12 protein-coding genes and 1 tRNA gene are annotated in these 14,988 nt (G+C 72.0%); 10 read left to right on the top strand and 3 right to left on the bottom strand.

What is annotated here, in order from left to right; genetic code table 11:
- The 3 genes from ACK8HX_RS17680 to ACK8HX_RS17670 all read left to right on the top strand — a co-directional run.
- A partial coding sequence (locus tag ACK8HX_RS17680) for a carbohydrate ABC transporter permease (protein ID WP_411939899.1) occupies positions 1-447 on the top strand: 447 nt, incomplete at its 5' end.
- 43 nt (positions 448-490) lie between these two features.
- Positions 491-1,984, top strand: a complete 1,494-nt coding sequence (locus ACK8HX_RS17675; RefSeq protein WP_411942037.1) for a mannitol dehydrogenase family protein — start codon at positions 491-493, stop codon at positions 1,982-1,984.
- Entirely contained in the window at positions 1,981-2,628 is a 648-nt protein-coding gene (locus tag ACK8HX_RS17670; RefSeq protein ID WP_411942036.1) for a nucleoside/nucleotide kinase family protein, read from the top strand. The genes ACK8HX_RS17675 and ACK8HX_RS17670 overlap by 4 nt, the downstream gene beginning before the upstream one ends.
- 36 nt (positions 2,629-2,664) lie before the next feature.
- Here ACK8HX_RS17670 and ACK8HX_RS17665 read toward each other — a convergent pair whose 3' ends face one another.
- The 3 genes from ACK8HX_RS17665 to ACK8HX_RS17655 all read right to left on the bottom strand — a co-directional run bounded on the left by ACK8HX_RS17665 (position 2,665) and on the right by ACK8HX_RS17655 (position 5,249).
- Positions 2,665-3,669, bottom strand: coding sequence for a LacI family DNA-binding transcriptional regulator (locus ACK8HX_RS17665; RefSeq protein ID WP_411942035.1), 1,005 nt, complete (start codon positions 3,667-3,669; stop codon positions 2,665-2,667).
- 178 nt (positions 3,670-3,847) lie between these two features.
- Positions 3,848-4,978 (bottom strand): tyrosine-type recombinase/integrase, encoded by a 1,131-nt coding sequence (locus ACK8HX_RS17660; protein ID WP_411942034.1) that lies wholly within the window; start codon positions 4,976-4,978, stop codon positions 3,848-3,850.
- A gap of 199 nt (positions 4,979-5,177) precedes the next feature.
- Positions 5,178-5,249 (bottom strand) — tRNA-Arg (locus tag ACK8HX_RS17655).
- A 229-nt stretch (positions 5,250-5,478) separates the two neighbouring features.
- Here ACK8HX_RS17655 and ACK8HX_RS17650 point away from each other — a divergent pair.
- From ACK8HX_RS17650 to ACK8HX_RS17620, 7 genes are read left to right on the top strand one after another with little or no spacing between them, the layout of a single operon-like run.
- Positions 5,479-6,657 (top strand): PP2C family protein-serine/threonine phosphatase, encoded by a 1,179-nt coding sequence (locus tag ACK8HX_RS17650; protein WP_411942033.1) that lies wholly within the window; start codon positions 5,479-5,481, stop codon positions 6,655-6,657.
- On the top strand, positions 6,654-8,621 hold the full coding sequence (locus ACK8HX_RS17645) for a glycosyltransferase family 2 protein (RefSeq protein WP_411942032.1): 1,968 nt from the start codon (positions 6,654-6,656) through the stop codon (positions 8,619-8,621). Before ACK8HX_RS17650 ends, ACK8HX_RS17645 begins: the two co-directional genes overlap by 4 nt.
- Positions 8,621-8,953: an STAS domain-containing protein gene (locus tag ACK8HX_RS17640; RefSeq protein WP_411942031.1), complete on the top strand. Its 333-nt coding sequence runs from the start codon at positions 8,621-8,623 to the stop codon at positions 8,951-8,953. The genes ACK8HX_RS17645 and ACK8HX_RS17640 overlap by 1 nt, the downstream gene beginning before the upstream one ends.
- Positions 8,943-9,341, top strand: coding sequence for an ATP-binding protein (locus ACK8HX_RS17635; RefSeq protein ID WP_411942030.1), 399 nt, complete (start codon positions 8,943-8,945; stop codon positions 9,339-9,341). The genes ACK8HX_RS17640 and ACK8HX_RS17635 overlap by 11 nt, the downstream gene beginning before the upstream one ends.
- Positions 9,342-9,390: 49 nt before the next feature.
- The gene (locus ACK8HX_RS17630; RefSeq protein ID WP_411942029.1) at positions 9,391-10,641 is read left to right on the top strand and encodes an MFS transporter; all 1,251 of its coding nucleotides are present in this window, start codon (positions 9,391-9,393) and stop codon (positions 10,639-10,641) included.
- A gap of 35 nt (positions 10,642-10,676) precedes the next feature.
- Positions 10,677-14,618, top strand: a complete 3,942-nt coding sequence (locus ACK8HX_RS17625; protein WP_411942028.1) for an AAA domain-containing protein — start codon at positions 10,677-10,679, stop codon at positions 14,616-14,618.
- A complete protein-coding gene (locus tag ACK8HX_RS17620; protein WP_411942027.1) occupies positions 14,611-14,931 on the top strand; it encodes a hypothetical protein in 321 nt (106 codons plus the stop codon). Before ACK8HX_RS17625 ends, ACK8HX_RS17620 begins: the two co-directional genes overlap by 8 nt.
- Positions 14,932-14,988 lie beyond the last annotated feature (57 nt).

The raw sequence follows: 14,988 nt of genomic DNA, 5'->3' as shown, positions 1-14,988 counted from the left end.
ATGATCCTCAAGACCTTGAACCTGCTGGACAACATCTACATGCTCGCCATCGTCTACGGCGCGGTGAACCTGCCGGTCACCGTGTGGATGATGCGCTCGTTCCTGCTCGAGGTCCCGTTCGAGATCATCGAAGCGGCGCGGGTGGATGGCGCGGGGCTGTTCCGCGAGATCGTGCGGGTTGTGCTGCCCCTGGTCCTGCCCGGGGTCGCTGCGGCGGCGCTCATCACGTTCATCTTCAGCTGGAACGAGTACTTCCTGGCCACGTTGCTCACCTCGTCCGCCGCCCGCACGACCCCGCCGTTCCTCGGCTCGTTCGTCGACGGCCGCGGACAGTTCCTCGCGGTGCTCTCCGCGGCGGCGACCATCGCCGCCCTCCCGGTCATCATCGCCGGCTGGGTCGCGCAGAAGCAGCTCGTCCGTGGCCTGTCGATGGGCGCCATCAAGTGACGGCGCACGTCGCCGCACGTCACGAGGAGGTCCTGTGACTGCGATGCCCCTGTCGTGGGACACGCTCTCCGAGCTGCCACCCGTCGTGTCACGACCCCGCTACGCCCGCTCGGACGTCAGGCCAGGGGTGGTGCACTTCGGAGTAGGAGGATTCCACCGCTCCCACCTCGCGGCGTACCTCGACGAGCTCATGAATGACGGGCGCAACCTCGAGTACGGCATCGTGGGCGTCGGAACGCAGCCCGGCGACGAGCGGATGCGCGACGCACTCACCGGACAGGACTGCCTCTACACCCTCGTGGTCAAGCACCCCGACGGCCGCACCGACATCCGGGTCATCGGTTCCGTGCTCGAGTACCTCTACGCGCCTGATGACCCGCAGGCCGTTCTCGACCGGCTGGTGCACCCCGACACGCGGATCGTGTCTCTGACCATCACCGAGGGCGGGTACTGCCTGAACCAGATCACAGGCGACTTCGACCCCGAGGACCAGGTCGTGCGCGAGGACGTGACCCGAACCGGCTTTCCGAGAACGGTGTTCGGATATCTCGTCGAGGCGCTGAACCGTCGTCGCACACATGGCACCCCGCCGTTCACACTCCTCTCGTGCGACAACCTGCCGGGCAATGGCGACGCTCTGCGCAAGGCCGTCGTCGGTTTCGCCACCCCCCGCGACCCGAGCCTGGCGGAGTGGATCAGCGCGGAGGTGTCCTTCCCGAACTCGATGGTGGACCGCATCACACCGGTGACGACGGCGGCCGACATCGAGGCCCTTGGTGAGATCGGAATCGCAGATGCGTGGCCCGTCGTCTGTGAGCCCTTCACCCAGTGGGTCCTGGAGGACGACTTCCCTCTCGGCCGTCCCGACCTCGAGCAGGTTGGCGTGCAACTCGTCGAGGACGTCGAACCGTATGAGCTGATGAAGCTGCGGCTGTTGAACGCCTCCCATCAAGCGCTCTGCTACATCGGACGGCTCGCTGGGTACACGTATGCCCACGAGGTCTGCCAAGACCCTCTGTTCGCCGGATTCGTCCTCGGCTACATGCAAGCAGAGGCCGCTCCGACCCTGCCGGCGGTGCCGGGGATCGAGCTGGATCGGTACTGCCGACAGCTGGTGGAACGTTTCGCCAACCCGAATATTCGTGACACCCTCACCCGTCTGTGCGCCGAGTCCTCAGACCGGATCCCGAAGTGGGTCGTCCCGGTGATCCACGAGAACCTCGCGGCCGGCCGCCCCGTCAACCGCGCGGCCTTGGTCCTTGCCTCGTGGGCTCGCTACGCCGAGGGCATTGACGAGCATGGCGCGCCCATCCTCGTCGTGGACCGGCGCAGAGCGGAGGTGATGTCAGCGGCGGCGCGCCAGCGACGCGATCCGGTTGCTTTCCTCAGGAACGTCGATCTGTTCGGAGATCTCGCGGAGAACGGGCGATTCACGAGCGCCTACCGACAGTCACTGGCGTCGCTGCACGACACCGGCGCCCGCGCCACCCTGACGGCCCTCGAGCGCCGTCTCGGAGTTCGCGTGGAGCCCCGGTGACGACGGCCGCGGCATCCGCCACATCCCTCGCGGCGGAGATCAGCTCCCTGTTGGCCGAGCGCGGAGAACGCGTCATCGTCGGCTTCGCCGGAGCGCCCGGCTCGGGAAAGTCGACCCTCGCGGCACAGGTCTGCCGGGAGCTGGGGGATCAAGCCGCGCTGGTACCCCTTGACGGGTGGCACCTGTCGTCGGACCTCACGGCCAAGCTCGGTGCGGGCGACCAACGGGGAGCGCCTCACACCTTCGATGTCGCTGGCTTCATCGTCCTCCTCCGGCGAATCCGAGCGCAGAGCGACTTCGGTGACGGTCCCACGATCTACGCCCCCGACTTCCGGCGCGAGATCGAGGAACCGGTCGCCGGAGCCATCGCCATCGACGTCAGTACCCCCGTCATCGTCGTCGAAGGCAACTACCTGCTGCTCGACTGCGCCATGTGGCGGGAGATCCACCCCCTGCTGGACCTCTCCTACTACGTGCACCTCGACGACGAGGAGCGCCAACGACGGCTCATCGACCGTCACATTCGGTTCGGCAAGTCACCCGAGGACGCCAAACGATGGGTCCTCGGCACCGACGAGCGCAACGCCCGGCTCATCGACCAGCTTCGGCTGCCTGCCACGCGAGTCATCCAAGGTCCGCCGTGAGGCGCATTCACGCCTCGGTGCTTGCATAGGGATGCCTCAGGGACAGCCGCAGGACTCACGCGCGACGAAGGCCGTGCCCATGCGCACCGTGCGAGCGGGCATCGAGGAATCGGCCAGCCGTGAGAGGAGTAGCTCGATGGACTGCGCCCCGATCGCCGAGGTCGCCTGCGCCACGGTCGTGAGGCGCGGGTGGAAGATGTCGGCCCACTCGAAGTCGTCGAAGGCCGCCAGCGCCAAGTCCGCCGGGATGGACACCCCGAGCTGACGGCACGCCTTCATCAGCTCGATGGTGGTCTGGTTGTTCCCGGTCACCACGGCGGTGGGGGAATCTTTGCGTGACAGGAGATCACGGAGCTGCGTAGCGAGCTCGTCACTGCTCAGTCCGGCCAGAACGGGAGCCGCCTGTGCCTCGCCGAGCCGCTGAAGACCAAGGCGAAAGCCATCGAGGCGCTCTTCCGTCGTCGTCAGTCCGGACCGAGGTGAGACGAAACAGAACCGCCGATGACCGTGGCCGCCGAGATGTGTCACCAAACCTGCGGTGGCCTCGACGTTCTCGGACCCCACTTGGTCCAAGCCGATCGACAGGAGCCGATCGATCAGCACCACGGGGACGGAGTTGTGGCTTGCGTAGGCCAGCGCGGCCGTGGGGTCTGACGACGGAGCCAGGATGACCCCGCTGACCCCCCGTCGGAGCAGGTCCGTCATCGCGCGCACCTCGTTGGTCGGATCGTCGTGAGTGTCCGCCAGAAGGAGTGAGTAGCCCTCGATCGAGGCTCGCCGATCCATCGCCTGCACAACGGTCCCGAAGTACGGGTTCGTCATTGCCGACATGGCGATTCCGATGGTCATGGCATCGGGTACTGACCCCGTGTGGCCAGGCCCCACGTAGCCAAGCCGGGCCATCGCGCGGAGCACCGCTTCCTCGGTTTCGGGAGCCACGGTGCGGGTCTTGTTGACGACGTGCGACACCGTGGACTTGGAGACACCTGCTGCTGCAGCCACCGCGCCCATCGACGGGGAAAGAGACCTGTTTCGGATCACCCATCAAGTGTGCCCGTTGCGCAACTGTTGCCGCCAACACCGAGGTCCGAAGGTGGAATGAACTGACTCACGCTGTGCTCGCGACGAGCGCCCTGACAGCGTTTCGGCTCTGCAGCTGTGCGCAACGTGTTGCTCCACCAAAGGGGTATGCCCGTTCATCTGAGCAAGGACGTGGACGTCAGCGTCGGCGTCCAGAGCTGGTGTCGGCCATGCGACTCAGTGCGGCCGCGAGGGCCTGGTCTCGGGCCTGCGAGGTGTGGAGGTAGAGGGCGCTGACCTTCGGATCGGCGTGGCCCATCCGTGCCTGGAGGGTTGCCTGGGTCGCGCCGGCGTCGGCGGCGAGGGTGTTGGCGGTGTGGCGGAGGTCGTGCCAGACCATGCCGGCTCGGCCGATGGAGGCGGTCGCGGTCTGGAACGCCTTGAGGGTGGTGTGCCTCGAGATCGGCTGGCCGTCGCTGCGGGTCCAGACGAAGTCCTTGGGGTTCGTCCCTGCTTTCGTCCCCAGGTACGTCCCCAATGCCTCGGTGACGTGGTCGGGCATGTGGACGATCCGGATGCCGCGCTCGGACTTCGGCGGTCCGAGGACGAGGCGTGCTGGGTGGCCGACGTACTGCGCGGTCTGCCGGATGTGGAGTGCGCCAGTGGTGAGGTCGACGTCGCCGATGCGAAGCCCTGCGGCCTCGCCGATGCGGAGGCCGCACCAGCCGGAGGCCAGCGTGAGCGCCCGCCAGTGATCAGGCATCGCGTCGACGAGCGCGGCGAGCTCGACCGGGGAGAGGGCCACCGACTCGCGAACCTTGGCGGCGCTCCCTCCGCCCTTGAGCCGGCACGGGTTGCGCGTGATCAGCTCGTCGTCCTCCGCGGTCTGGAGGATCGCCTTGAGGACGCTGTACGCCTTCGCGCCGGCGGAGTCGTTGCCGCGCACCGCGAACTGACCGCGCCAGTGCCGGACGACGGCGCTGTTGATCTCGTCGAGGGAGAGAGTGCCGAACGCCGGGAGGATGTGGACGTCGAGGGCGTTGCGGTACCCGGCAACCGTCGACGGGCGCAGCGCCTTCCCGCGCGTGGTGACCCTGCCCTCGAGCCACTGCTCCGCGTACACCGCGAAGACCTGGGCCTGGCGACGCTCGACCGCTCGGCGGCTCTCCGCGTCGCGGACCTTCGGTGGTGTCCAGCGTTGCTGGGAGATGAGGGCCCGCTCGGTCATGAGCCAAGCCGTCGCGTCGCCCTTGGTGTCGAACGTGTTGGGTGCCGAGTGGTACTGCAGGTCCGGCCCGTAGTACCGCGCCTGGAACCGTCCCGACGACATCTGTCGAATGCTTCCGAACCCGCTTCGCCCAGCCATGACACCCCTAGGCGCAGTGGGCGGCCCTGGCGGTCACCCCAGATTCTGTGCCATATATGTGCCATAAGGATGCCATTTCGTGCCACATTATGGCCACTTCTGACTCTCGCCAGGCAGGGCCAGAAACGACGAAAACCCGCTGGTGAGAGCGGGTTTCGCAGGGTGCCCCCGGCAGGATTCGAACCTGCGACACCTTCTTTAGGAGAGAAGTGCTCTTCCCCTGAGCTACGAGGGCGGCGCCCACGACGCTGCGCGGGCCACCACAGGTTATCGGCCCCGAGCGGGGCCGGATGACCTGCCCCGGTCCGGCGTGACCCACCGCGCGGCCTCGGCCGAACGGCGGCCACCCTCGTCCGGACGGACCGAACCTTCGACTCGGGTCGCGATGCGTAGGCGGTTCTGCATACCTTCGTCGGCGGCCCCCGCCTACAGTGACCCCAGCAGGGGGGAAAGGTGTGTCTCCCTTGACCCGACAGGACGTCGTCGAGCGGCTCGACGAGAGGGCGCGGCTGCGCGCCCTCGACTCCCTCCACGTGCTCGACACGCCCCGCGAGGAGCGCTACGACCGGCTCGTCCGGCTGGTCAAGGAGCTCTTCCACGTCCCCGTCGCCGCCGTCACCTTCGTCGACGAGGACCGGCTGTGGGCCAAGGCCAGCACGGGGCTCCCCAGCCGCGAGATGCCGCGTGCGGACTCCGTGTGCACCTACACGATCCGCCAGGACGAGCCCACCGTCGTCGAGGACCTCAAGGCCGACGACCGGTTCAACACGAACGACCACCTCATGAGCACGGGGCTGCGGTTCTACGCCGGGCAGCCCCTGCACAGCGGGGACCAGCGCGTCGGCGCCCTGTGCCTCATGGGCTACGAGGAGCGCGAGATGAGCGACGCGGAGCTGAGGCTCCTGCGCGCCCTCGCCGACTGGGTCGAGGCCGAGCTCGTCACCGAGAACGAGATGCAGCGCGCGGCGCTCGTCCAGCGGGCGCTGCGCCCCGGCGCGGTGGTCCAGGTCTCCGGCTTCGACGTCGCCGGGCACTGCCTCACCGCCCGGCACGTCGGCGGCGACTTCTACGACTGGTTCATGGCCCGGGGGTCGCTGCACATCTTCGCCGGCGACGTCATGGGCAAGGGCATCGGCGCCGCCCTCATCGCCTCCTCGGTGCGCGCCGTCCTGCGCGGCGCCGCGCGCTTCATCAGCATCGAGGAGGCCTTCACGCGGACGGCCTACGACCTCGACCAGGACCTCGGCGACACCAGCACCTTCGTCACGGCGTTCGGCGCCCGCGTCGACCCGGAGACCGGGCAGGGGCACTTCGTCGATGCCGGTCACGGGCTGGCCGTCGTCGTCACCGCCGAGGGCATCCCGCGCCGCCTCTACTCCGGCGGCCTGCCGATGGGTGCCATGAGCGGGGACCGGTGGGAGGCCAAGGACTTCGTCCTCGAGGAGGGCGACGCGCTCGTCGTCGTCAGCGACGGAATCCTCGACTTCTTCGACGACCCGTCCGGGGCGCTGGAGGCACTCGTCGAGCTGCAGTCGCTGAACCTGGACGCGCAGGGCATGGTCGACCGCATCGTCGAGTTCGCCGAGGAGCGCGGGCCCAGCGACGACGTCACGGTCGTCGTCGTGAGGCGGAGTGCCGCGTGACCCGGCAGCTCGTGATCCGGGTGACGGTCGTCCTCACCCTCCTCCTCGGAACCGTCTACGTCGGCTGGCGCTGGCTGTTCTCGGTGAACTGGCCCACCTGGTGGATCGCGGTCCCGCTCGTCGTCGCCGAGACCTACGCGCTCGTCGACGCCTACCTCTTCGGCCTCACCGTCTGGCGGATCAAACGCCGTGGCGACGCGCCCCCGGCGACCGGTGAGGAGACCGTCGACGTCTTCATCACGACGTACGACGAGCCCGTCGAGCTCGTCGCGACCACCGCGCGCGCCGCCCAGCAGATCCGCTTCCCGCACCAGACGTGGATCCTCGACGACGGCGACCGCGCCGAGATGCGCGCCGCCGCCGCCGAGCTCGGCGTCGGCTACATCACGCGCACCGACGACTGGGCCGACCGCCCCCGCCACGCCAAGGCCGGCAACCTCAACAACGCGCTCTTCGCGACGCAGGGCGAGTTCATGCTCGTCCTCGACGCCGACCAGATCCCCGAGCCCGAGATCCTCGACCGCACCCTCGGCTGGTTCCAGGACCCCGAGGTCGCCCTCGTGCAGACGCCGCAGTTCTTCACGAACGTCACCGAGTCCGACCCGCTCGGCAGCCAGGCGCCCCTGTTCTACGGGCCGATCCAGCAGGGCAAGGACGGGTGGAACGCCGCCTTCTTCTGCGGGTCCAACGCGATCCTGCGCCGCGAGGCCCTCATGCAGCTCGGCATCGTCGGGTACGTCCGCGAGGTCGAGTACGCCGTCGCCGACGCGCTGCGCACCTCGAGCCGCCTGCTCGCCAAGGCAGAGCGCCACGCCGTCGAGCACGGGCCGGCCGCCGTGGCCGCCGTCCGCGAGGTGCGGGCCGCCGCCGACGCGGCCCGGGCCGACCTCGCCGTCGGGATGCCGGTGTCCGAGGTCACCTACGGGTTCCAGCAGCGGGTCGACGCCGCCGCGCGCGGCATCGTCGACGAGGACCTCGCCGCCATCCGCGCCGACCTCGAGGAGATCGGCGCCCTGCGCGACGTCCCGCAGTACGACGTCGAGCTCGGCGCCCTCGTCGTCGACGACGCGGCGATGGCGCGCCTCGCCTCCCGGGAGATGTCGCCGCTCGGGGCCCTGGAGTCGGTGCGCCAGCTCGTCCAGGCCGTGGACGTCGACCGCTCCGACGAGGCCCAGCCGATGATGCCGATGGCGACCCTCTCGGTCACCGAGGACATGGCGACCTGCATGCGCCTGCACGGGCTCGGCTGGCGCTCGGTCTACCACCACGAGGTGCTCGCCAAGGGCCTCGCCCCGGACGACCTCGGCACGATGCTCCAGCAGCGGCTGCGCTGGGCCCAGGGCACCCTGCAGGTGATGCTCAAGGAGAACCCGCTCGTCCAGCGCGGCCTCACCGTGCCGCAGCGCCTCATGTACTTCTCGACGATGTGGAGCTACCTGTCCGGCTTCGCCGCGGTCGTCTTCCTCACCGCACCGTTCGTCTACCTCGTCTTCGGCGTCCTGCCGGTCAAGGCGTACGGCCTGACCTTCCTGTCGTTCTTCGTGCCGTACATGCTCGTGAACCAGCTGCTGTTCCTCGTCGTCGGCTACGGCAGGAAGACGTGGCGTGGCCACCAGTACAGCCTCGCCCTGTTCCCCCTGTGGATCCGGGCCTGCTGGACCGCCGCCGCCAACGTGTGGTTCAAGCGTTCGCTCGGCTTCGTCGTCACCCCGAAGACGAGGAGCGAGCGGACCAGCTTCCCCTGGCGCCTCGTGGCGCCGCAGCTCGTCACCGCCGTGCTGCTCGTCCTCGCCGTCGTCATCGGCATCACGCGCCTCTGGCTCGGCACGGCCGACAGCGTCATCGGCACCGGTGTCAACACGGCGTGGATCGCCTACGACATCGTGGTCCTCAGCGTCATCTGGAAGGCGGCCCTGTACCGGGGGCCCGACACCGACAGCCCCTCGAAGGAGACCCTCACGTGATGCAGGTGCACAGCTCGACCGTCCAGGACGCCACCGTGCTCCGCTGCGACGGGAGGCTCACGATGGTCGCCGCCCCCGCCCTGAAGAACGCGATCGACGAGGCCGTCGAGGCCGGGACGGTGCACGTGGTCGTCGACCTCGGCGAGACGACGTTCGTCGACAGCTCCGGCCTCGGGGCGCTCGTCGCCGGCCTCAAGCGCACCCGTCAGGCGGGCGGTGACCTGCGGATCGCCGAGCCGCAGGAGCAGGTGCGGATGGTGCTCGCGCTCACCAACCTCGACCGCATCCTCCAGCCCTTCGAGCGCCTGGAGGACGCCCTCCATGGCTGGTGACTACCGGGTCGACACGCTCGCCGTCCCCGAGACGCTCGAGCTGCTCCACGACCTGCTCGACCGGGTCCGCGAGGAGCACCCCGACGTCGAGCGCACCGACCTCATGCTCTTCGAGACGGCCGTCATCGAGATCGCCAACAACGTCGTCGAGCACGCTCGCCCGCCTGGCACCGTCCACTACTCGTTCACCCTCGACGTCGCGCCCGACAAGCTGCACGGGCTCCTCTCCGACGGTGGCCCGCCGCTGCCGCAGGTGCTCGCGGTCCTGCCGAGCGACGACGCCGAGCACGGGCGCGGCCTCGCCCTCGCCCGGATGGCGCTCGACGAGCTCGAGTACGAGCGGGTCGACGACCACAACGAGTGGCGGATGACGCGCGTCCGCCGGTGACGGCCCGGCCGGCGCCACGCAGCCGGCGGCTCGTGGGATGCTCCACGGCGTGACGACGACCGCCCGCGACCCCCTCCAGCGGCACGTCGTCCGCACCCTCGTCGGTTCGCAGATGATCGGTGGGGTCGGTCTCGCGGCCGGCATCGCGGTCGGCGCGCTCATCGCCGAGGAGGTGTCCGGCTCGGCCCGGTGGGCCGGGCTCGGCTCGACCTTCCAGGTCCTCGGCACCGCCGTCGTCGCCGTGCCCGTCGTGCGGGTCATGGCCGCCCGGGGACGTCGCGCGGGCCTCGTCCTCGCCTACCTCGTCGCGGCGCTCGGTGCCGTCGGCATCATCGTGGCGGCGGTGGTCGGGAGCTTCACGCTCCTCCTCGCCGCCAGCCTGCTCTTCGGCGGGGCGACGACGGCCAACAACCAGGCCCGGTACGCCGCCACCGACCTCGCGCCCCCCGACCGCCGGGCCCGCGACCTCGCGCTCGTCGTGTGGGCGACGACGGTCGGCAGCGTCCTCGGCCCGAACCTCGCCACGCCCGGTGAGCCGGTGGCCCGCGCCCTCGGGCTCCCGGTCCTGGCCGGTCCCTTCGTCTTCTCGGTCGCCGGCCTGCTGCTCGCCGCCGGGCTCCTGGTCCTGCGGCTGCGGCCCGACCCGCTCCTCGAGGCCCGGCGCCGGCACGTCGAGAGCGGCGGCGTCGCGTCGGCCGTCAGCGGGTCGATGCTCCACGGGCTGCGGGTCGTCGCCGCGATCCCGGACGCCCGCCTCGGTCTGCTCACCCTCGTCCTCGGCCACGCGACGATGGTGAGCATCATGGTGATGACGCCGCTCCACATGGCCCACGGGGCAGCCGACCTCGAGGTCATCGGGTTCGTCATCAGCATGCACATCCTCGGGATGTTCGCGTTCTCCCCGCTCACCGGCATCGCCGTGGACCGCTTCGGAGGCCGCGCGGTCGCCCTCGCCGGGTCGGTCGTGCTCTCCTCGGCCACGGTCCTCGCGTCGGTCTCGCCCGAGGGGCACTCCCCGACGCTGCTCGCCGGGCTCTTCCTCCTCGGGCTCGGGTGGTCGTGCACGCTCGTGTCGGGGTCGGCCCTGCTCACCGGGGCGGTGCCGGTCGCGGAGCGTCCCTCGGCCCAGGGGTCCAGCGACCTCGTGATGTCGCTCGTGGCCGCCGGCGGGGGTGCGCTCGCCGGTGTCGTCGTCGAGGCGTCCGGCTACCGCGCGCTGTCCCTGGGCGCCCTCGCGGTGGCGGTCGTCATCGGGCTCGCGGCGGCGCTCGCCCGACCGCGGACTGGCCAGCCCGCCTGACCGGCGGGGCGCCGCCGCGTTGTTAGCCTGCTGAGGTGAGTGAGACGGCACGGGCGCGCGACGCGGACACCCCCGGCGGGGCGACCACGGAGCCGCCCGCCGCGGTGGTCGAGGAGGCGCCCGCCGACCCGCGCGGCGACCGGGTCGCCACGGCACGTGCCGCCTGGACGCGCCACCTCGTCGACCTCGGCGGCCGCAACACCCTCCTCTGGTACCGCGACCTCCCGACCGGCACCCTCGACCTGCGCACCGCCCATCCCGGTGGGGTCGCCATGCTGATGACGGGCCGCCCCACCCGCCTGTCCGACCTGTTCCGCGAGCCCGCGGCCCTCGACGACGCCCGCCGCCGGGCCCGGGCCATCGCCGCCAAGAGCCGCGAGCTCAAGGAGGAGCGCGGCATCCTCACCTGCTTCCTCGCCATCGGGATGGCGACGTGGACCGTCACCCTCCCCGACGGGCGCACCGCCCCCCGACCGCCGGCCGCGCCGGTCCTGCTGCGCTCGTGCACCCTGCGCTCCACCGGTGCGGCGCAGGGCGACCACGTCCTCGACCTCGGCCGCGACGTCGAGCTGAACCCGGTGCTCGCCCACTACCTCGCCTCCGAGCAGGGGATCACCGTCGACGACGACGCGCTCGAGGCGCTCGCGTCCGGCGACGGCACCGTCGACCCCTACCCCGTGTACGCCGCCCTGGCCCAGGCGTGCGCCCGCGTGCCCGACTTCTCGATCGACCCGCGGCTCGTCCTCGGCACCTTCTCCTACGCCAAGCTGCCGATGGTCGCCGACCTCGCGGCCCAGGGCGACCACCTCGCCGACCACGACGTCGTCGCGGCGCTCGCCGGCGACCCCGACGCGCTGCGCGCGATCCGGTCCGAGCTCGACCCCGCGCGGCTGCACCTCGACGACCCCGGGCGCGACGTCCTCGTCCTCGACGCCGACAGCAGCCAGCACGAGGCGGTCGAGGCGGTGCGGTCCGGCTCGCACCTCGTGGTCCACGGGCCGCCCGGCACCGGCAAGTCGCAGACGATCGCCAACCTCATCGCCGCCCTCGCCGCAGACGGCAAGCGGGTGCTCTTCGTCGCCGAGAAGCGCGCGGCCATCGACGCCGTCGTCGGGCGTCTCGACCGCGTGGGACTCTCCGACCTCGTCCTCGACCTGCACGCCGGGGCCCAGGGTCGGCGCCGGGTCGCGCGCGAGCTCGCCGACGGGCTCGACCGGCTCTCGGGCGCCGGCGCGGGTCCGGGGGCGGCCGGCGTTCCCGCGCTCCCGCGCGACCGTCGGGGCCGCGATGCCGGAGCCGCTGCGCGCGTCACGCGACCGTCCGACGCCCGCAGCGTCGCGGCCGTCCGCCTCGCCGACCACGTGCGTGCGCTGCACGCCGTCCGCGAGCCGTGGGGCGTCTCGCTCCACGACGTGCAGGAGGCCGTGAGCGCCTTCGCCGCACTGCCGACACCGCCGCGGTCCCGGGTGCGGCTGCGCGACGTCGTCCTCAGGCGGCTCGACCGCGACGCCCTCGGGCGGGCTGCGACGGTGACGACCGACCTCGCCTCCCTCGCCGACTGGGACGGTGCCGGGCGCGACGACCCGTGGTTCGGGGCGGACCTCCCCGACGCCGACACCGCGGCCGAGGCGCGGTGCCGGGCCGAGCGCCTCGCGGGCGAGCGGGTCGAGGGCACCTCGCGCACCCTCGTCGACGTCTTCCGCGGCATCCACCTCCCCGAGGCCCCGACCACCCGCGACTGGGGTCACGTGCTCTCGACGGTCGGCGAGGTCCGCGACACCCTCGAGACGTTCCGCCCCGAGGTCTTCGACATCCCCCTGGCCGACCTCGTCGCGGCCACCGGGTCGTCCGCGTACCGCCGCGAGGTGGGGGTCGACCTCGGGTTCCTCGAGCGCTGGAGGCTGCGGCGCCAGGCGCGCGGGCTGCTCCGCCCGGGGCGGCCGCCGGCCGACCTGCACGCGGCGCTCGGCGCCGCGAGCGAACAGCGCATCGCGTGGCGCCAGCTCGCCGGGTCCGGGGGGCGCCCGGAGATCCCCGTCGAGCTGGACCGGGCACGAGCCGCCCACGCCGAGCTCGTCGACGACCTCGAGTGGCTCGACGTCCGGCTCGCCCGCGCCGAGGGCGAGGACGGCCGCAGCCTGCTCGACCTCGACGTGCCGACCCTGCGGTCCCGGGTCGAGCAGCTGGCCGCGAGCGCCGGACGGGTCGGCGTCGCGCCGGCCGTGCGGGGTGCCCTCGACGAGCTCGAGGCCGCCGGGCTGCGGCCGCTGGTCGACGACCTCCGCGGCCGCGGCGTACCCGCCGAGTCCGTGCGCCCCGAGGTCGAGTGGGTGTGGTGGTGCTCGATCGCCGAGGAGGTCGCGACGCGGGACCCGCAGGTGGCCGCCCACGACGGTCGGGCCCTGACCCGCAGCGTCGCCGACTTCGCCGAGGCCGACCGGGCGGTCCTGTCCGAGAACGCGACCCGCGTCCTCGACGCCGTGGCGGTGCACGTCGGCGAGGTCGTGGCCGACCACCCCGAGCAGGAGTCCCTCCTGCGGGCCGAGGCGGCCCGTGCCCGGCGCCTGACCCCGCTGCGCGACCTCGTGACGCGCGCGCCCGAGCTCGTCACGGCGGTGCGGCCGTGCTGGGTCATGAGCCCGCTCGTCGTCGCCTCGGTCCTCCCGCCGGGTACGTGGTTCGACGTCGTCGTCTTCGACGAGGCCTCGCAGATCCCGCCCGCCGAGGCGGTGTCGGCGGTGTCACGGGCCCGACAGGTCGTCGTCGCGGGCGACTCGCGCCAGCTGCCGCCGACCTCCTTCTTCACGACCGCGACCGACGGCGAGGGCGCGGTCGGCGCGGACGACGCGCTCACCGAGGGGGTCGAGTCGATCCTCGACGTCCTCGCCGCCGCCCTCCCCGCACGGCGGCTGCGCTGGCACTACCGATCGCTCGACGAGCGCCTCATCGCCTTCGCCAACGCGGAGGTGTACGGGGGCTCGCTCGTCACCTTCCCGGGCACCGGGACCGACCCCGTCGTGCGCCACGTCCTCGTCGACGGCCACGGCGTGGTCGGCGAGGGTGAGGCCGCCGTCGAGTCGACGACCACCGAGGTCGACCGGGTCGTCGAGCTCGTCCTCGACCACGCGCGCACCCGGCCCGAGCGGTCCCTCGGCGTCATCGCGCTCGGCATCACGCACGCCCAGCGGGTCGAGGCGGCGCTGCGCCGCGCCCTCGCCGGGCTCGAGGACGACCCCGCGCTCACCGCCTTCTTCGACGAGGACCGCCCCGAGCCGTTCTTCGTCAAGAACCTCGAACGGGTCCAGGGCGACGAGCGCGACGACGTCCTGCTGACCATCGGCTACGGCAAGACCCCCCACGGCCGGGTGCTCCACCGGTTCGGACCGCTCAACACCGAGGGCGGGGAGCGGCGCCTCAACGTCGCGATCACCCGGGCCCGGCGCTCGATGACGGTCGTGTCGTCGATCGCGGCGGGCGACCTGGACCCCGAACGACTGCGCGCCCGCGGAGCCGTCATGCTCCGCGACTTCCTCGCCTACGCCGCCGGTCAGGGTCTCCCGGGCCGGGCGGCGGGGGAGCCGCCCGGCGGTGCCGCCGTCGCCGGTTCGGCAGCCGGGGATGGTTCGCCGGAGGGCGCGGGACCGGTGCGGTCGGTCGTCCTCGCCGACCTCGCCCGGCGGCTGCGCGCCGAGGGGCTCGTGGTCCGGGAAGGGCTCGGGTCGTCGGCCGACCCCGTCGACCTCGCCGTCGAGGACCCGAGGCGGCCGGGGCACCTGCTGCTGGCCGTGGAGTCCGACGGCCCGCAGTACGCGGCGATGCGCACCGTCCGCGACCGCGACCGGCTGAGGGCCGAGCAGCTCGAGCGGCTCGGCTGGCGGCACCTGCGCGTGTGGTCGACCGACGTCTTCCGCGACCCCGCCCGCGACGTCTCGCGGATCCTCGACACCCTGGGCCTGCGCGAGGCGCCCGGTGACTGAGCGACCCGACGAGCCCGAGGTCCCCGACGAGCCGGAGGTCCTGGACGACCCCACGGTGCCGCCGGAGCAGCGGCCGACCGTCCCGCCGGCCCTGCTCGAGCCCGTGGACCTCTCCTTCGAGTCGCCCGGCCAGCCCGAGCGCGAGATGCGCGACCTCGGCCCCAAGCGCAGCAGGCGCCGGGCCCGCCGGGCCGGCACGAACCCGGACGCCGACGACAGCCCCGACACCGTGGCCCCTCGACCCGCCGGACCGGAGGGCGAGGACGCCCACGACCGCTGGCTGCGCGAGCAGCGCCCACCGCACTGGGGGTGAGACGGCGACGGGCCCGCCGACCGGAGTCGGAGCGGGCCCGGGACCAGGCGGCGCGAG

The organism is Oryzobacter faecalis (genome assembly GCF_046764005.1).
Lineage (GTDB): Bacteria > Actinomycetota > Actinomycetes > Actinomycetales > Dermatophilaceae > Oryzobacter > Oryzobacter faecalis.
This window is presented reverse-complemented; position numbering and strand designations above follow the sequence as displayed.

Coding starts and splice junctions, on each gene's coding strand:
- ACK8HX_RS17675 (WP_411942037.1), top strand. CDS start 491: ATGCCCCTGTCGTGGGACACGCTCTCCGAGCTGCCACCCGTCGTGTCA.
- ACK8HX_RS17660 (WP_411942034.1), bottom strand. CDS start 4,978: ATGTCGTCGGGACGGTTCCAGGCGCGGTACTACGGGCCGGACCTGCAG.
- ACK8HX_RS17640 (WP_411942031.1), top strand. CDS start 8,621: ATGCAGGTGCACAGCTCGACCGTCCAGGACGCCACCGTGCTCCGCTGC.
- ACK8HX_RS17635 (WP_411942030.1), top strand. CDS start 8,943: ATGGCTGGTGACTACCGGGTCGACACGCTCGCCGTCCCCGAGACGCTC.